Origin of the sequence: Paenibacillus sp. FSL R5-0475, assembly GCF_038004585.1 — a bacterium.
Lineage (GTDB): Bacteria > Bacillota > Bacilli > Paenibacillales > Paenibacillaceae > Paenibacillus_AQ.
Genome location: NZ_JBBORK010000001.1, coordinates 782,989 through 800,348, shown reverse-complemented (window position 1 = coordinate 800,348; position 17,360 = coordinate 782,989). Strand labels below are relative to the sequence as shown.

Genomic DNA, 17,360 nt, shown 5'->3' with positions numbered 1-17,360 from the left:
TTCATAGTCACTATAATTGCACAGCAAAAATCCGGAACCTCTACCTCCTGGATTCCGGATTTTCATCTGCTATTTCATCTGAATTTCTATTCCTCAGCCGCTGCCGCAAGGAGTTCTTCAACAGGCCACGGAAGCGGATTATTAAACGTTGTCCAATCCTGCTTCAACTCATCTTTCGTCAACAAACATCGATCCAATCTCGCTTCGATTTGTGCTGAGTCCATACTAACACCGATAAACACGATTTCATTCATTCGATCGCCCCACCGCTCGTCCCACTTGGCTTTCATTTCAGGTTCGCTTTCCAATACCTCCTGCTGCTGATCCTCAGGCATTGTAGCTAGCCAGTAGCCGGCAGGTCCGAACTGAATCGAGGGTCCAGCCTGGCTGATACTCGCTGCAAGATCACCCTCTGCGGCAACCCATACAATCCCTTTCGCTCTGACAACTTCCTCCGGCCAATGACTAAAGAAAAAGCTTAACCTTTGCGGATGAAAGGGGGTTCTCCGGCGATAGACAAAAGAAGATATTCCGTATTCCTCCGTCTCAGGCGTATGTGTCTCCTTGTTAAGCTCCGTAATCCAACCGGAGGACAAGCTTGTTTTTTCAAAATCAAATAATCCAGTATTAAGAATCTCCTTCGGATCTACCACTCCGTTAACCGTACGGATCAGCTTGGCTGTCGGCTGAAGTTTGCGAAGCACAGCTTCAAGCTTGTTAAGCTCTTTTTCTTCTAGCAGATCACACTTATTAAGCAATAACACATCACAAGTTTCGATCTGATCAATGAGCAAATCCACAATGTCGCGATAATCGTCTTCGCCAGCCGTTTGATTACGATCGATCAGACTATCACCAGAAGAGAAGTCATGCCAGAATCGGCCAGCATCCACAACGGTCACCATCGTGTCCAATTGAGCGAGTGAAGTCAAATCAATATCCAGTTCTGGGTTCGCATAAGTAAAAGTCTGTGCCACCGGAACAGGCTCACTAATGCCAGATGATTCAATGAGGATATAATCAAAACGGCCTTCAGCTGCCAGCTTTTGTACTTCGACAATCAAATCGTCGCGGAGTGTACAGCAGATACAACCGTTAGACATTTCCACTAATTTCTCTTCCGTTCTAGAAAGCACATTACCTGACTTCACCAGGTTGGCGTCCACATTCACTTCACTCATGTCATTTACAATAACGGCTACTTTGAGCCCGTCACGATTGTGCAAAACATGATTCAACAGCGTTGTTTTTCCGGATCCTAAGTATCCACTTAGTACGGTAACGGGAATCTTTTTCATAAACCACACTCCTAAATTTGTTAAAGCTCAAAATTTTAATACTACGGTTCTTACCGGGTTTCGCGATGTAATGTAACTTTTTTAAGACGTGGACAATATTTCTTCATTTCCATACGACCCGGATGATTTCGTTTATTCTTGGTAGTGGTATAGTTGCGATCTCCAGTCTCCGTACATGCCAAAGTAATGATCACTCTCATCGTTTCATCTCCTTTTTTAAATCGTAATAATTACGATTAACATATCGTACACGTTTTATTCACAATCTGTCAACTATGATCTTGTAAAAATTCCAACTCTCTTAATTTTGTGGTCTTTCTTGCGGACAAATCACGTATAGATGGAAATATAAAAATATGATTCTTGTAATTCCAAGAGAATCAGGCAGGAGTGGAGATCATGAAGATACCAGTAATTATTTTGAGCGGGTTTCTGGGGAGCGGGAAGACAACTCTGCTGTTGTCCCTGCTGAAGGAGAGCAAGGTAAGAGGTCTGAATCCTGGCGTAGTCATGAATGAGTTGGGTAAGAGAGATGTAGACGGGTATATTCTGCAAGAGCATACGGGTACAACCGTTACTAAGCTGCTGGATGGATGCGTATGCTGTAGCCGTAAAGAGGATCTGGCAGATAGCCTGCTTGTACTGCTGAGAGCGCGCCCCGATGCTATTTATATCGAGCTTACTGGCGTCGCGAACCCAGAAGAAATCGCCAAAACACTTCAAGAAACCGCTCTACAGGAAAAGGTCGAATTGCATTTTACGATTACCTTATTGGATGCAGAAAACGCCTTGGAATATAACAGCAGACTCTCCTCTGACAAACAACTGGTTCGAACACTTCGCAAGCAGTTGTCCACCGCCGATCTCATTGTCGTTAATAAGAGCGATCTTGTGGAACCCGAAACCTTATGGCGAATTGAAAAGGGAGTCCGAAAGCAAAATTCAGAGGCTGAAATCGTATATACCCATTACAGCGAGATCAACCTTTCTCCGATATTATCAGGAATCATCCCACGTAAAATCATCGCTTCTGCGCCACAACGAGCACCTCAAACCTTTAAAGGCGCAACACTTAAGCAAATGAATTCAGAACAGGGAGCTACAGCTGTAAAAGAACGGCAAGAGGAGCCTCATGCTTCTTTTTCCCAAGTGACCGCCATCACGTTAACCATCCCGCAAGCAGGGACTGTAATGCCTTCCAAAGAGCGGATAGAGGCTTTCTTTCAAGAATGGGGTGACAACCTGCTCCGTGCCAAAGGGCATATCCTTTTGTCCGAACAGGAACCGGTTCAACTCGTCCAATATGCGGGAATGCGTACGAGCTGGGAGGCGTCACGTTACCCCGGAATGCCTTATGTAGTATTCATAGGGATGAATTTAGATGAGGAACTGCTGGCAGATCGGTGGAACGCCTTATTCGCACCTTGACTACCCTATCTCCATTAAAAATACTGCCGCTGCTTCTACCGGTCTCATTCCTGATTATCGTTGGTTTTATATGGGTGCCAAATCAACTAGAGCTACTAGACAACGCGTACATTGACACGTTCAAAACCGGCTTTATCGGGATTTTGCTGGAAGCCTTGCCGTTTGTGTTAGCAGGAGCTTTATTATCATCGCTGCTTCGCGTCTTTATCCCAGATGAAATGATCTCCCGCTGGATTCCACGGCAGGCGCTTCCGGCCATTTTATTTGCTTGCCTGCTCGGAATTATTTTTCCGGTATGCGAATGTGGAATGATCCCTCTCGTCCGCCGACTAATCCATAAGGGGATGCCTGTCTACGTGGCGATCGTGTTTATTTTATCCGGACCCATCCTAAATCCAGTCGTCTATGGAGCAACACTGACTGCATTTCGCAACCACTCGGAACTGGCCTATGCCCGGATGGGTCTAGCCTTTGCTGTCGCCTGTTTTATAGGTTTGATTATCTATGCAACAGTGAAAAAGTCCCCGATACGCCTAAGCGTTCAGCGTGAAACCGATAACACTCATCATAATAATTCTCGCGGAGGAAAGTTAGCCGCCATCTTCGTGCATACCTCGGATGAGTTTTTTGAGATGGGAAAATATTTAATCATCGGCTGCCTATTGACCGCTGGCATTCAGACGTTTATGGTACAGGACAGTCTGGCTGCGATCGGAGATAAGCCGCTCGGGTCTTATTTTTTCATGATGGGACTGGCATTTGTGCTTTCGCTCTGTTCCACCTCAGATGCCTTTGTAGCTTCCACCTTTGTACATTCTTTTCCGGCAGGAGCACTGCTCGCTTTTATGGTATTTGGGCCGATGCTGGATTTCAAAAATTCATTGATGTTACTCTCGTTGTTTAAGACCAAATTTGCGCTATATTTGTTCTTTCTTATCTTTTCGAGCGTGTTTATTGGAGCCGTACTCCTGTCGTTATGGCTGTAATCATAGAGATGGCAAGCAGATGCTTACCACATAGTTAGGAGGAAGCGCATGAATGACTCTCGAAGCATCCGATTTCACTATTTGTTAAGGGCGGTCATTCTGCTCGCCTTCGCTCTCTATATCGGGCATTTAGTACAGCAGGACGCTTTGCATTATTATGTAGCGCCCAAGCTAGCACGCTGGGTTCAGTTATGTCCGATTCCTCTGACACTTATGGCGCTCAGCTTGGCCGTCCAAGCCTTATTTGGTAAGGGAAGCGTACTATGTGACTGCGAGCATCGTCTTCCACATTCCATATTTAAAAGCACAGCGCTCTATGGATTATTCCTGTTTCCACTGCTGCTTGGATTTGCACTTCCTGATCGTGCCTTGGGAAGTATGGCCGCTAGTAAAAAGGGGATTTCGTTCTCCTCTTTACCATCAGAGACTACCAACGCTGTTAGATTCGAATCGATTGATCCTTATCATGAGGAGCTCACCGAGCTAGCTAAGATCTTATATGCTCAGCCTACTATCCCTGTGTATTCTGATATTTTTTCAGAAACACTAGGCGCTATTGACATGTATAAACAACAATTTGAAGGTAAAGAAATTTCCGTTTCCGGTTTTCTATATCGCGATGACAGTGAAACGCCAGAGAATGCTTTTGCCATTGGCAGATTTCTGGTTCAATGCTGTACCGCCGATGCTACTCCGTTTGGGATGTTGGTTGATTCCGGCAAATTAAAAAGCTTGCCCACCGATACCTGGATAGAGGTTCGGGGCAAGCTTCAAATTGTGCAATACAAAGGCCAAGAAATGATGCAAATACGCGCAGAAGCAATTACACCTATCGCGCAACCAACAACACCCTACATTTACACGAGTGCTGACTCCATAACCGCATGGAAAGCTTTGACGAATACGGCCAAATCTACTAAATAATTGCGTCCAGCTCATCCTCATCATTCACAGATCGGTTAGGGTTAAATACTTCAACCATAATACGGGCGGGTATACAGATGATTTGCTGCTTTGGCCTAGAGATAAACCCCATTTCCAAAGCGATTCGCAAAGGAGCGTCAGAATATGTCATTTGGATCCCGTAATCAAATACCTTTAAGGTATTGTGACCAAACTTCGATTGAATATCTATAATTTGCTCTTCTTTGGTCAAAGAAACGGTCTTGTATTCCTTACCATCAACCGTAATTATAGCTTTCAAATCGCCTTGTTGATACTGTTCATTATGGGTGTCCCACCACTTGATTCCGTAAATCAAACCCGCTGCGAATAGAGCTAAAAAAATGATTACAAAATCGCCACGCTTCATCTTTAACAAGGTAGGGATCCTTTCATTGACAATATATTCGTAATAATTACGATTACAAATATATTAATCTTACGCTCTTTTGTCAATGACACTCCTCATCCTTAACGAATCCGAGTAGACCAATCTTTTAATACCCTGTCAAGCTCCTTTATGGAGATAGGCTTGGAAATGAAATCCTGCATTCCTGCACTCAGACACATGTCTTTATCTTCATTTCTGGCAAAAGCTGTGGCCGCAATAATAATGGGAGACAGCCCAAGCTTCTCACGTATGATTCCTGTTGCTTCTATCCCATCCATAATAGGCATCTGGATATCCATAAAGACGAGATCATAATCCTTGGACAGCACAGCTCGAACTGCTTCCTCGCCATTTGATGCAATGTCAGGGAAGTATCCCCTCTTCTTCATATAAGCCAGCATCAGTTGCTGATTCACAGGATGATCTTCAGCGATGAGAATAGACATCGGTCCATATTCTCCCGTATCAGATGCTCTGGCGTTAGGTTTATTGCTTTTGTCTGTATCCACTGAAGGGTGGAGCGTAACCTTCTGATTCCATTCCTCTTTTGGCAAAGAGACCTCCACGGTGAAAAAGAACTCTGAGCCATGTTCCTCACAGCTCCTCACACCAATCGCTCCTCCGAGCAGCTCCACCAGCTTTTTGCTAATCGCCAGTCCAAGTCCTGTTCCGCCATATTTTCGATTAATGGAAGGATGCAATTGCGAGAACGATTGAAACAATAACCCTTGACTGGCAACCGGGATCCCCAAGCCCGTATCTTTAACCATGAATTTAACGATAATATTTCCTGACTTTTGAGAAGCTACCAGGCTGGCAGAAATACTAATTTCACCTGTCTCCGTAAATTTCACCGCATTTCCCACTAAGTTCACGAGAATTTGGCGCAATCTTGCCTCATCCGTCACAATGACAAATGGAAGATCAGGTGCAATATTGATAGTTAATAACAACCCTTTTTCTTTGACCTTCGGATAGAATAGCTCACTAACGTTCTGTATCACTTCACGCAAGTCCACCATTTGCAGTTCAAGTGTCATCATGCCTGCTTCAATTTTGCTGAAATCCAGCACTTCATTCAAAATATGAAGCAATGCTTCTCCGCTACTTGTAATGATTTGTGTGTAGTAGCTCTGCTCTTCATTTAACTCTGTCCCTGAGAGCAAGTCTGCCATTCCTATAATACCGTTCATAGGCGTACGCAGCTCATGGCTCATGATCGCTAGAAACTCCGATTTCGCCCGATCCGCTTCCTCTGCAGACTCCTTCGCTCGCACAATCTCCTTCTCTTCTGTGATATCTCGGAAAACCACTACAGCCCCGATCCGCTCTTCTCCATCAAAAAGAGGAGTCATGTGATATCTGACCAAAAAGCTGGAACCATCTTGCCTCCAAAACACCCCCTCTTTCTCATCAAAAGAGCGATTATTGAAGTGCGAGGGAATCAGCGTCTTCTGAATGCCCAAGAATGGCTCATTATCCAGCCAAGTCTGATGAATCGTATGGAATTTGCTGTTCAACCATTCCGTTGGATCGTATCCTAGCATAGTAATCGCCGCTGGATTGATGAACATCGTATCCCCTTCAAGATTCATACCAAATATGCCTTCAGATACCGAATTCAATATTAGAGCATGCTCGTTACTTAACTTCTCTATTTCTTCAAAATGCCGCGCCCGTTCCGCAATGTCCCGGGTTACACACACAAGCTCCCGTCCTCCAAAGGTCTCCGAGTAAATATAGCGAAGTGTTGTTTCCGTCCAAATGTACGTTCCATCTTTGCATAGAAACCGAAAGGTCACAGGGTCGAGCTTCTTCCCTTCCATACAGTTGCTAAGATAGGACACCACTTTCTCCTTGTCTTCAGGATGTATGTAATCAATACCTCTCGTTTCGTACATTTCTTCCGGTGTATAGCCGAACATCGTCTGGCAAATGGGTGATGCATATAGATAGATGAGGTCTCCGTCCGCTGTATTACGTGAAATGAAATCCATTGAATTTTCCGACAGGAGTCGGTAATTCTGCTCACTATCACGCATCTGTTCCTCCATTTGATGACGTTCAGTCACATCCTGGGCAATCCCGCTGATCTGTAGCACTCTTCCTTCCTCATCTTTAGTCACTTCCCAGTGTGCATCCAGAAACTTCAATTTTCCATCCGCACTTTTAATTCTAACCATAACTTCGCCATTCGTCCCATTCGCTAAAGACTGGTGAACCAGCTTTTGAAGTCTAGTAAAATCATCTGGATCAATACAGGAAAGCACTCGTTTGTAATCAAAATAGGAATGATTGCTGTCGTCCAACGAAAAGCCAAAAATGTTACGCATCTCTCTAGAAACCGTCAACCGCGTTTTCGTCGCATCCCATTCCCACGATCCCATTTTCGCAAGATATTGAGCTTGCGCCAGCATATCCTCATATTTCTTACGCTGCGTAATATCACGGCCGATCGTTAATATCTGCTTGATTTCCCCCTGCTCATCACGTACCACCTGTGAGCTGCTCTCAATCCACAAATAATGTCCGTCTTTATGCCGGGCCCTGCGTGTATACACATCCGTATCAGAATAGAGCTTTCCGTGTTTTGTCATTTCAAGGGCATCTTCTGCGTGATAATACTCAGGTCTTTTCGTACCGATCATTTCATCTGGAGGATATCCTAGCAACAACTCCACTGAAGGAGAAACGTAGTGCAGTGTACCGTCTGGTCCGCCAAAAGAAATCATATCTGGCGTATTTTGTGTGATCAAATTATATAAATGCTGATCTTCCTGAATCTTATCTTCCGCAAGCTTTCGGTCTGTGATATCCGTAAGTTCTGAGATCAAGACAAGGGGTTCACTAGAGTTCTCCTGAAGAATCAGAAATATATGTTGAGCTACCCAGATTATCTCGCCACCCTTACATAAGAACCGTCTTTCTAACTCTATTGCGGTCCCAGGATCTGCCAAGAGATTGTTCAGGATAACGTAATGATCATCATCAGCTACATCGTCTGGATAAATAAGATCTAGATAGTCCATATTTAAAAGCTCTTCTTCAGAGTAACCAAGCATATGGCAAAGTGCTGGATTGGATTGAATCAAGGTCCCTTCCTTGGGAGAGACTACAGCAACCCCTATAGAAGACCGTAAGTATAGTTGTTTAAAAAGAAATTCAGACACCTGTGCAGCCTCCTCTTTTGGTATGGGGACAAACTTTATTACAATTTCGTAATCTATTCCAGTATACCTTTTTTTCGGTAATTAAGCTTGATAGTTGAGTCCTAAATGATAGGCCGGTGAAAAGCAATGAGATTGCGCGTTATCGTCATAGACAAAAAAATAAACAACAAGTCCCGAGTAATCAGGAAAACTGCTGTTTATACATATCACAAGAATAAGGACTATTCTCTTATTAAATTCTCTTGCTGAAGCTTTTTAATTTTCTTACGGATAGGTGCGCCAGCTCTAAAAAAAACAAGTCCTAAAAGAATTAAAAGCCCGCCTAGAATAACATTTACCAAACTAATGCTGTTGGATGAAGTGAAATAATTCGTTAGCCCAATGAGAATGTTGGCTAAACCAACAATGAACTCTAACCACATGACAGAATTCCATAGTGTGTTGATTCGCTTAAAGTGTTTTATTTTGGATTCCAGATCTGTGTAAATATCAAACGCACCTTCGGATGACTTCTTTCTAAGATAAATCCAGCGAACATAGCTGCTAACACACTCTACTCCATTTTCTTCTAAAAACTTGAGGTATGCCATGCTTTCCGGATGAGTAGGCACATTATCTAAAAGCTCAATTCTATACGTATACTCATTCTTAGGCGAGTCAGTAAACACATATTTACACCAGGAGTAGCTTGAAAGGGCTAACCCTTTGGCAGACATTTCATTAAGCCACTGTTCTTCCTTCTCAAAATCCCAAAACAGCTTACGAACCACATGTTTCATTTGGACTCACCTCCAGCTATTCTCTTCCCATTGGCAATCAGTTCTTCCAACCGGATAAGCTCCCCCTGAATCACTGTCTTCCCTAATTCAGTAATTTCGTATTCCTTTCTTCGGGAGCCTTCTTCCCCTTCTATAGCTCTTATCCATTTTTTCTCAAGCAAGGTGTTGATAGCTCCATATAAAGTGCCCGCTCCAAGATCAACTCGACCATGACTTAAATCCTTCACATTCTGCATAATCGCGTAACCGTGCATTGCGGTGTATAAAGACAATAAAATGTAAAACACAGCTTCCGTTAAGGCTCCTCTTTCTGAGCTTTCAGGCATGATTCCATCTCCATTCTATTACTGTTAGCGATATATCGGTTACCGTAATAATATTATTACGGAAGCCGATATAATTGTCAATACAAAAATACCCATTTTTAGTAAACGCAACCGATCATAACCACGAAAAAAAGCCTATAACACATGGATATAGACGGTTCATGATCGTTCCATTTATTTGTTTAGTTAGGGAGACTAGGAATGTAATTCTCTCAACTTGGATCTACCCCATCTAATTAAATCTATTCCTTCCACTACGCATGGGGTGCATCGGACTTAGAAGCCACTAGAATTGGACCACCATCACTTTCTCCAGAAATAAAAAATAGGCTTATACAACTGCCCAAGAGCAATTGTATAAGCCTATTTGATGATGCGGTCGAGAGGACTCGAACCTCCACGATATTGCTACCACACGGACCTGAACCGTGCGCGTCTGCCAATTCCGCCACGACCGCACATTATGTACACCAATGAAATAATCACTGTACATAAGAATATACTCTTTTTTCGGATAAATAGCAACATATTTTTAAATCGATGTACAGATAAATCTAACAACAGCGATATAAGCGATATAAGCGATATAAGCGATATAACATATTCAAATACCCATAGGCATAACCAATCACAGTTATTCAGTTTATATATTTCACTTATAAGAGACTGTTATGATACAACATAATTAAAAGAATGTGCTGCATCAGAAATATCACTGTAATTCCAAACCAGAAAGGACGAATACGTATGAACCAGCAGTGGAATACCGGAACCTATGATACTGATATGGCCTTTGTGTCTCAGTTTGGAGAGTCTTTGATTGAGCTTCTTCGCCCCCAGCCTGGCGAACAAATTGTTGATTGGGGCTGCGGAACTGGTGATTTGGCAGCAGCCATCGCTGCTAGTGGTGCCACTGTAACAGGTATTGATGCTTCAGCCGAAATGATTCAGACTGCCCGTGACAAGCATCCCCAGCTAAACTTCATCTTAGCAGATGGGCAAAACTATGTCGCGGAACAGCCAGTCGATGCCGTGTTCAGCAACGCTGCTCTACACTGGTTGACCGATGCGAACGGAGCAGCTGCTTCTATCACAGATAGCCTACGAACAGGCGGGCGTTTTGTTGCCGAGTTCGGTGGGCTGGGCAATATCGCTTCTATCATTACTGAGCTTCCAAATGCTTTTACCGCTATAGGGTGTAGTGATAAGCTTCAATTACCTTGGTACTTCCCAAGCATCGGACAATATACAACACTACTAGAACAACATGGACTGACTGTTGACCTCGCCCTTTGTTTCGACCGTCCAACCCCACTAGAGGCTGGAGAGCAAGGGTTCCAGTCCTGGCTGAACACTTTTGCTAATGGAATCTTAAGTGTCCTAACACCATCTGAACGAGAAGAAGTCCTCTCTTATATGGAACAAAAACTTAGACCGACATTATTTCAGGATGGCCGCTGGGTGATGGATTATCGAAGAATCCGGGTCGTCGCTTACAAACGCGTCTAACAATGAAGGGCGTGGCTTCTTCCTATGCAACAAAAAAAAAGAGTGTACTGGCGCGTGTCCGCACCAATACACTCTTTTTATGACCATCTATCTTCTATCTCCCACATATCGATCGCTACCAGCACCAAGTCCGACAACCAGCAGCAATACGCTTGCACCCAGCAATAAAACAAGCGGCATCGTCCAGCTATTCGTTACATCATGAAGCCATCCGAATAATGCCGGGCCCATTGCTGCAAGCACGTAACCTACGGATTGGGCCATTCCCGACAGTTCCGCTGCTTCTTGAGTGCTTCTGGTCCGTAGACTGAAGAACATCATCACAAGTCCGAAGGCAAATCCTCCGGCAATCCCAAAACAGATCGCCCAGACAGCCATTAAAGCACTGCTTCCCAACCAAATGCCACCGATTCCGATGAAATACAAAATAGCCGTGATGATTACTAGAATACGTTGGTTCTTCATCCGACCTGCCCACAACGGCACGAAGAAAGTAAACGGCAGCTGGGCCATTTGCATTAGTGATAGTAACCAACCTGCATGGCTTGATGACATCCCTCGCTCACCAAGGAGAACAGAGAACCAAGCTATGAAGACATAATAGAGCAACGACTGTAAGCCCATAAAAATCGTTACCTTCCAAGCAAGCGAAGAACGCCACATATTTCCACTAGAGATCGACCCCTTGGCCCCAGTCCCTTGATCGAGCTTGCGCATTTGCGGAATCCAGAACAGGGTTGCTAGCGCAGCGATCATAAACCAAATCGCCAAAGTCCCTCTCCAGCCAAATCCAGCTTGACTAGCTAGCGGTACACTAATACCTGAAGCGACGGCAGCGCATAAATTCATTGAGACAGTATAAACACCTGTCATTAATCCAATTTTGTGGGGAAACTTCCCTTTAATCAGACCCGGAAGCAGTACATTACATACCGCAATAGAAAGCCCGAGTATCGCCGTACCTGTGAACAACAGTCCCGTTCCAGAACCCGACCGGATTAGAATCCCCATAGCAAGCATAACCATAGCAATTAATAACACATTAGCCAAGCCGAAACGGCGAGCTAGCTTTGGAGCAAACGGGGACAAAATGGCAAAAGCCAACAATGGTAGAGTAGTAATAGCTCCTGCTAAAGTGTTCGATAAGCCTAGATCATCCTGAATCATTTGTACCAGTGGACCGACGGATGTGAAAGGCGCTCTAAGTGCCGATGCGATAAACACAATCCCCAACACTAGCAGCCAGCGATCATATTTGGTATCCGTTAAACCTCTATTCTGAATGTTTCCTTCTCGTTGCGATGCTTTCATCATGTATCCTCCTAAATTGCAACAAGCATAAATGCCTTTGACATCCCTGTAAGGACGGTGAGCGATTACGCCAGAAATATAAAAATGTTTATTACATGGCATTAAGACCTATCATCCACTATTATTATAAAAGTTACAAGCCTTAAGTAATTTTATAACCCTATTATTGACAAAATCGAATGACATCTTTAGTATCCATATAATCAAGACAATTGAGAATCAATTTCATTCGATCTCCTACATATTCTTATAGAAAAGAGTGAACAGAATGCTTCGAAGGTTTTTTTCCTACTATCGTCCGTATAAAAAACTATTTATATTGGACTTCTCCTGCGCTGTTTTTGCAGGTCTTCTAGAACTAGCTTTTCCGGTAGCTGTCAATAAATTTATTGATGATTTGCTCCCGGGTCAAGATTGGCCGCTAATTCTTATTGCGTGTGTCGCGCTCCTAGCTATTTACGCCTTGAATACAGTTATGCAGTATATCGTTACATACTGGGGGCATATGCTTGGCATTAATATCGAGACCGATATGCGTAAAAAAATGTTCGATCATATCCAGAAACTGTCCTTCCGCTTTTTTGATAATAATAAAACAGGTCACCTCATCGGGCGAATCACCAACGATTTAAATGATATCGGCGAGGTGGCGCATCACGGTCCTGAGGATATATTTATCGCCATCATGACACTTGTCGGTGCTTTCCTACTTATGGCTGATATTAATCTGAAGCTGGCCATTATTACTTTTATTATCGTTCCAATTATGGCTTGGGTGATCATTTACTTCGGACGCAACATGACTTCCACCTACCGCCAGCTTTTTGGAAATGTAGGTAGTTTCAATGCCCGTATCGAAGATAATGTCGGTGGTATCCGGGTTGTTCAATCTTTTGCCAATGAGCAGCATGAACAAGAGCTATTCGCAGTAGATAACCAAATGTTCCGTAAAACTAAGCTTCTCGCTTATAAAATCATGGCCAAAAGCTTATCCGTCAGCTATATGATGACACGCCTCATTACGATCCTTGTGATGATCAGCGGCGCTTGGTTCTTCATCAATGGCGAGTTGCAAATCGGTGAGTTTGTGGCATTTATTCTGTTGTCCAATATCTTTTTCCGTCCGATCGAGAAGATCAATGCCGTTATCGAGAGTTATCCAAAAGGAATTGCCGGCTTTAAACGTTATCTAGAAATTATTGATACGGAGCCAGATATCAGCGATAAGCCGGATGCCGTAGAGGTAAGTACTTTACACGGTGATATTACCTTCCAGAATGTCTTTTTCGGATACGACGAAGACCGTCCGGTTCTACAAAATATCAGCCTAAAAGTTAAGGCTGGCGAAACGATTGCCTTTGTTGGACCTTCTGGCGCAGGCAAAACAACTATTTGCAGCCTGCTCCCTCGTTTCTATGATGTCACAGGCGGGGCTATCACCATAGATGGCATCGATATCCGTGACATGAAGCTGGAGTCGTTACGTAAGCAGATCGGGATCGTACAGCAGGATGTGTTCCTATTCTCCGGTACGATTCGTGAGAATATTGCCTACGGAAAGCTCGATGCGAAGCTGCCTGAAATCTGGGAAGCTGCTCGGCGTGCCCATCTGGAAGATCTCATTCAGAATCTTCCAGATGGCATGGATACGGTGATCGGAGAGCGCGGTGTGAAGCTGTCCGGTGGACAGAAGCAGCGCCTAGCGATCGCCCGCATGTTCCTGAAGAATCCACCGATCCTGATTCTGGATGAAGCTACTTCAGCACTGGATACAGAAACGGAAGCAGCGATTCAGCAATCGCTGGCGGATTTGTCCGTGGGTAGAACCACACTCGTCATCGCCCACCGATTGACGACGATAAAGAATGCCGACCGGATCATGGTCGTGAACGAAGAAGGCATCGCCGAGCAAGGCCGCCATGAAGAGTTAGTCCATGCCGGTGGCATATACAGCCGGCTGCATCAGGCACAATATAACGCTTAGGGACGTTATCTGGAGCTTCTGTAGAATAATTGATTCAGCTACTGAGATTTTCAAGAATAACAAGCCTAGTCTCCACGTTATTGGCGACTAGGCTTGTTTTTTCGTGCTTCTCATCTATTTCCAGCATGAGAGGCTGCACACGACATGAGTCGGGTCCTGTGACCTAGGTACCTACTACCATTTTTAACATCGCTGCTTCTACATTGACGTTCTTTCATGACCACGACCAAAATGTACATGCTCTAATGAGTGAAGTATCTGTGTCCCAATAATTATTATACACTCTATAAAAAAGTTCACCCGGATGTAGAATGAGCTTTTTTTAGTTTCAGGAGAGCTGAATATACGAATCTTCAAAACCCAACAAGACTTCATTACGCTGCCCCCAGCTAGCCTCTTCCCTTCCCAACTCCGAGACGTAACCGTACAGGCAATCGTCTCTTTGTACTAGACAGATACGGCCACTAGGCTTGCTGTAAACACAGGCTCCTGTGAGTTTTTCTTCAAAAAACTTGCCTCTACTTGTGATACGGTTCACCGTAACAGGGCTAACGGCGAAAAATGCGAAAGGAGCTGCCGTGGCAGCTCCTTTCTTGGTCGTAGAGAAACGTCTATTGAACTTATGAGTTTGGATGATTAAACAACACAACACAAGAGTCGCATTCGAACATGGAGAGAAAAAGTTGCAACAACAGTACTCAGTCGAACTTTTGCAACGATTCGAATAAACGCTTTAAATTATTTAATAATGCGTTTTTTTCATCCCAAGTCCAATCAGCTAAAGCTTCATGCATATTGCGCTCACGGGCGAGGTTAATCATTGTATTGATTTCCTCCCCGTATTTTGTCAATTCAGACACACGAATTCGAGAGTCTGAACTTGATGGATAAGTATAAACCAACCCGGCGGTCTCTACCTTATCGATTTGCCGACTAACACTCGAATAGTTTTTCCCCATCATAGCAGCCAAATCACCAACACTAGTCGGTTGGAGATGCTCGATACCAACAAAGACGCGAAAGGCTGCTGCCTCCAAATTTACACCAGCATCAGCAATCATTTTCTTATCACGGTCTGGCCGATTGATAATGGAAACTAAATCAATTAGCGCTTTAAAAATTTCATTCTCCATTTCTTTTTATCGCACCTTTACTACTGGACGTGGTGTAAGCGGAGCATTCCAAGCCTCTTCGATATTTTCTAGAGCAAACTCTGTTGTGTCAATCTTTATCTTCCCCTCGGCGGCCATCTCAAAAACACCTTGAACAGCGGATAACATATCAGCTTTAGAAACACTCTTATCTCCACTACCTACCAGTTCAATTGTTGATGAGCGTAAAATAGATGAAGGTAAATTTATGTTTTCTTGTCCAGATGAAGTTCCAATGCTTACAAAGCGGGTTACACGATCCGTATTATTCTTAGAAAGAGCTGCCATGATGGCAAATGCGCTATCACCCCAAAGGTAATCCAATATAACATCAACACCTTCAGCAATAACTGGCATTAGGCCGTTTTCAAACATTTTTTGTCCGTAGTCAGCTGTCATATTAAATGCAATGGCCTCATCGGCTCCAAGTGAATGTAGCTTCGATTCATTGCGTCCCGTTACAATGATTTTCTTGGCCCCAAGGCCCTTAGCAATCTGAACTGCTAAGCTACCGGATGCCCCAGTGGCGCCGTTAATCAAAACCGTTTGGCCGGATTTGAAGCCAGCCCGAAATACCAATGCAGCCCATGACGACATAGCTGGGTTGGCAATAGCGGCAGCAGTGAGATCATCAATACCATCTGGTAAACGGACAACTAGCTTCTCGTTGACAACGGTTTGCTCAGCCAAACTACCATACGGTGCCGTTGGCAGTGCAAAGTAAACTCGAGACCCATCTTCCAAAGTTCCAACACCGTCAATACCAGCTACAATTGGAAAATTAACTTCTGATGAGTAGTGCTTACCCATTGAACGGAACTTGCTAACTCGACTCAAGGCTGTTGCCGAAACGTTAATTATAACTTGCCCACCTGTCGCAACAGGGGAATCAAAATGACCCATTACGGGAATGGTCCCCTTCTTCTTCACTATTGCTGCCTTCATAGTTATTACACCCAGCTCTCATTCGAAATTATGTGCATCGCACAAATTATGTGCACAATGCACATTTTATTTCGAACCATTCCTTGATGAATATACTGAGGTCAAAGGGTTAGCTAAATTCGTGCTTCACCGTCGCCAATTGGACACGGTCTTTCAGCTGGACTATCCATATGCAAGGCAGGTCGGTCTTTCTGCATCCAGACTAATTAAGCAATAACTTGCCGTTACTTATGATACTGTTCACCGCGCTGTCTGTAACGGCAAATTTTAAGGCCATTCTTATGGTATGACCTTAAAAGGCGTTTACGATAAGCTCAACCATTAGCTCATCGCCGTAACGCTGCTGGCCTTCTTCGCATCTCTTTCCTCGTGTCCAAGACCGCGCTTGAAAATCGGCAAAGATCTGAAGCTGCACACCGCGGCCGTCCAGTCGTTCCCTGTTGAACTGATTATGGAGGCAAAATCATGGAAGACAATCTCGTACACAACAGGTTGACCGTCAATGGCTGGAGCAGGTGCTGCGGCAGCAGAGCAAGTCTGTCTCCGATGTGTTCTATGCCGTGAGAGGTACGCAAAATTAGTTATATTTTGACTACTATCAGGACCACATGACAAACCTATTAATTAGCTACGACCTCGACATGACCCTCATGAAGATCAGTTAATCAATGCCTGCCACTAAACCGTTTAATCGCTTCCTCGGTCACCGGCTCGAAGAGGTTTACAAGGTTGCCGTCGGGATCACGGAACAGCATAGAACGGTTTCCCCACGGCATCGTGGTCGGTTCTTTTACCCAATCATAGACAATTGGCTTCAAGCGTGCATATTCGGCTTCGACATCGTCGACGCGGAACTCGATGATGACAGTGTGATTGCTCGCTGCCACTACGGAACCAGCGCCGAATAGCTGCGCCGTTTGGGAGTGGCCGATTGCCAGGGTACATGCTGGCATAACGAGTTCGGCAAAAACAGGCGCGGGGTGCACCGCCGAAACACCCAGAACTTTTTCATAGAACTCGACGAGACGATTCACATCGTCGGTAATGATGCGTACAGAAGCAAAATTCACAAAATACCATCCTTTCTATACTCCTTTATGTTTACATACCCGATAATAAAACAACGCTACTGACAGCGTT

At 44.2% G+C, this 17,360-nt stretch carries 16 protein-coding genes and 1 tRNA gene; 5 read left to right on the top strand and 12 right to left on the bottom strand.

The genetic code is table 11. From position 1 onward, the window contains the following. Positions 1-86: 86 nt before the first annotated feature. Both MKX41_RS03225 and rpmG read right to left on the bottom strand, forming a co-directional pair. On the bottom strand, positions 87-1,298 hold the full coding sequence (locus tag MKX41_RS03225; protein WP_340968672.1) for a GTP-binding protein: 1,212 nt from the start codon (positions 1,296-1,298) through the stop codon (positions 87-89). A gap of 50 nt (positions 1,299-1,348) precedes the next feature. Further along, positions 1,349-1,498 carry a 50S ribosomal protein L33 gene (rpmG, locus tag MKX41_RS03220; RefSeq protein WP_060624410.1) on the bottom strand — a complete coding sequence of 50 codons (150 nt, stop codon included), beginning with the start codon at positions 1,496-1,498 and terminating at the stop codon, positions 1,349-1,351. Between the two features lie 199 nt (positions 1,499-1,697). Here rpmG and MKX41_RS03215 point away from each other — a divergent pair, with 199 nt between their 5' ends. From MKX41_RS03215 to MKX41_RS03205, 3 genes are read left to right on the top strand one after another with little or no spacing between them, the layout of a single operon-like run. Beyond that, the gene (locus MKX41_RS03215) at positions 1,698-2,726 is read left to right on the top strand and encodes a CobW family GTP-binding protein (RefSeq protein ID WP_340968669.1); all 1,029 of its coding nucleotides are present in this window, start codon (positions 1,698-1,700) and stop codon (positions 2,724-2,726) included. Next, a complete protein-coding gene (locus MKX41_RS03210; protein ID WP_340968667.1) occupies positions 2,702-3,712 on the top strand; it encodes a permease in 1,011 nt (336 codons plus the stop codon). The genes MKX41_RS03215 and MKX41_RS03210 overlap by 25 nt, the downstream gene beginning before the upstream one ends. Before the next feature lie 48 nt (positions 3,713-3,760). Continuing rightward, on the top strand, positions 3,761-4,636 hold the full coding sequence (locus MKX41_RS03205) for a TIGR03943 family putative permease subunit (RefSeq protein WP_340968665.1): 876 nt from the start codon (positions 3,761-3,763) through the stop codon (positions 4,634-4,636). Here MKX41_RS03205 and MKX41_RS03200 read toward each other — a convergent pair. The 5 genes from MKX41_RS03200 to MKX41_RS03180 all read right to left on the bottom strand — a co-directional run bounded on the left by MKX41_RS03200 (position 4,629) and on the right by MKX41_RS03180 (position 9,778). Next, entirely contained in the window at positions 4,629-5,024 is a 396-nt protein-coding gene (locus tag MKX41_RS03200; RefSeq protein WP_076283407.1) for a NusG domain II-containing protein, read from the bottom strand. The genes MKX41_RS03205 and MKX41_RS03200 overlap by 8 nt on opposite strands. 101 nt (positions 5,025-5,125) lie before the next feature. Next, entirely contained in the window at positions 5,126-8,215 is a 3,090-nt protein-coding gene (locus MKX41_RS03195; protein ID WP_340968663.1) for a PAS domain S-box protein, read from the bottom strand. Positions 8,216-8,436: 221 nt separating this feature from the next. Beyond that, the gene (locus MKX41_RS03190; RefSeq protein WP_339802355.1) at positions 8,437-8,994 is read right to left on the bottom strand and encodes a DUF2812 domain-containing protein; all 558 of its coding nucleotides are present in this window, start codon (positions 8,992-8,994) and stop codon (positions 8,437-8,439) included. Continuing rightward, the gene (locus MKX41_RS03185; protein WP_339270205.1) at positions 8,991-9,320 is read right to left on the bottom strand and encodes a PadR family transcriptional regulator; all 330 of its coding nucleotides are present in this window, start codon (positions 9,318-9,320) and stop codon (positions 8,991-8,993) included. The genes MKX41_RS03190 and MKX41_RS03185 overlap by 4 nt, the downstream gene beginning before the upstream one ends. A gap of 374 nt (positions 9,321-9,694) precedes the next feature. Continuing rightward, positions 9,695-9,778: transfer RNA gene (locus tag MKX41_RS03180), tRNA-Leu, on the bottom strand. A 289-nt stretch (positions 9,779-10,067) separates the two neighbouring features. On the opposite strand from MKX41_RS03180, the gene MKX41_RS03175 reads away from it, so the two are divergent. Continuing rightward, positions 10,068-10,829 carry a class I SAM-dependent methyltransferase gene (locus tag MKX41_RS03175; RefSeq protein ID WP_340968659.1) on the top strand — a complete coding sequence of 254 codons (762 nt, stop codon included), beginning with the start codon at positions 10,068-10,070 and terminating at the stop codon, positions 10,827-10,829. 87 nt (positions 10,830-10,916) lie between these two features. Here the strand turns inward: MKX41_RS03175 and MKX41_RS03170 are convergent, their stop codons facing one another. Continuing rightward, entirely contained in the window at positions 10,917-12,140 is a 1,224-nt protein-coding gene (locus MKX41_RS03170) for a CynX/NimT family MFS transporter (protein WP_340974802.1), read from the bottom strand. Between the two features lie 268 nt (positions 12,141-12,408). Between MKX41_RS03170 and MKX41_RS03165 the strand changes: the two genes are divergently transcribed. Beyond that, a complete protein-coding gene (locus MKX41_RS03165) occupies positions 12,409-14,124 on the top strand; it encodes an ABC transporter ATP-binding protein (RefSeq protein ID WP_340968657.1) in 1,716 nt (571 codons plus the stop codon). A gap of 698 nt (positions 14,125-14,822) precedes the next feature. Here MKX41_RS03165 and MKX41_RS03160 read toward each other — a convergent pair. From MKX41_RS03160 to MKX41_RS03145, 4 genes are all read right to left on the bottom strand, one after another. Then, complete coding sequence (locus MKX41_RS03160) at positions 14,823-15,257, bottom strand: MarR family winged helix-turn-helix transcriptional regulator (RefSeq protein WP_340968655.1); 435 nt, start codon at positions 15,255-15,257, stop codon at positions 14,823-14,825. A 6-nt stretch (positions 15,258-15,263) separates the two neighbouring features. Continuing rightward, positions 15,264-16,220, bottom strand: coding sequence for a quinone oxidoreductase family protein (locus MKX41_RS03155; protein ID WP_339802343.1), 957 nt, complete (start codon positions 16,218-16,220; stop codon positions 15,264-15,266). A 292-nt stretch (positions 16,221-16,512) separates the two neighbouring features. Further along, positions 16,513-16,635: a hypothetical protein gene (locus tag MKX41_RS03150; protein WP_340968652.1), complete on the bottom strand. Its 123-nt coding sequence runs from the start codon at positions 16,633-16,635 to the stop codon at positions 16,513-16,515. 250 nt (positions 16,636-16,885) lie between these two features. Then, complete coding sequence (locus MKX41_RS03145; RefSeq protein WP_076283207.1) at positions 16,886-17,290, bottom strand: VOC family protein; 405 nt, start codon at positions 17,288-17,290, stop codon at positions 16,886-16,888. Positions 17,291-17,360: the final 70 nt, after the last annotated feature.

Excerpts from the sequence above, each read along its gene's own strand:
- MKX41_RS03225 (WP_340968672.1), bottom strand. The coding sequence starts at position 1,298 with ATGAAAAAGATTCCCGTTACCGTACTAAGTGGATACTTAGGATCCGGA.
- rpmG (WP_060624410.1), bottom strand. The coding sequence starts at position 1,498 with ATGAGAGTGATCATTACTTTGGCATGTACGGAGACTGGAGATCGCAAC.
- MKX41_RS03215 (WP_340968669.1), top strand. The coding sequence starts at position 1,698 with ATGAAGATACCAGTAATTATTTTGAGCGGGTTTCTGGGGAGCGGGAAG.
- MKX41_RS03205 (WP_340968665.1), top strand. The coding sequence starts at position 3,761 with ATGAATGACTCTCGAAGCATCCGATTTCACTATTTGTTAAGGGCGGTC.
- MKX41_RS03200 (WP_076283407.1), bottom strand. The coding sequence starts at position 5,024 with ATGAAGCGTGGCGATTTTGTAATCATTTTTTTAGCTCTATTCGCAGCG.
- MKX41_RS03190 (WP_339802355.1), bottom strand. The coding sequence starts at position 8,994 with ATGAAACATGTGGTTCGTAAGCTGTTTTGGGATTTTGAGAAGGAAGAA.
- MKX41_RS03185 (WP_339270205.1), bottom strand. The coding sequence starts at position 9,320 with ATGCCTGAAAGCTCAGAAAGAGGAGCCTTAACGGAAGCTGTGTTTTAC.
- MKX41_RS03175 (WP_340968659.1), top strand. The coding sequence starts at position 10,068 with ATGAACCAGCAGTGGAATACCGGAACCTATGATACTGATATGGCCTTT.
- MKX41_RS03170 (WP_340974802.1), bottom strand. The coding sequence starts at position 12,140 with ATGAAAGCATCGCAACGAGAAGGAAACATTCAGAATAGAGGTTTAACG.
- MKX41_RS03165 (WP_340968657.1), top strand. The coding sequence starts at position 12,409 with ATGCTTCGAAGGTTTTTTTCCTACTATCGTCCGTATAAAAAACTATTT.
- MKX41_RS03160 (WP_340968655.1), bottom strand. The coding sequence starts at position 15,257 with ATGGAGAATGAAATTTTTAAAGCGCTAATTGATTTAGTTTCCATTATC.
- MKX41_RS03155 (WP_339802343.1), bottom strand. The coding sequence starts at position 16,220 with ATGAAGGCAGCAATAGTGAAGAAGAAGGGGACCATTCCCGTAATGGGT.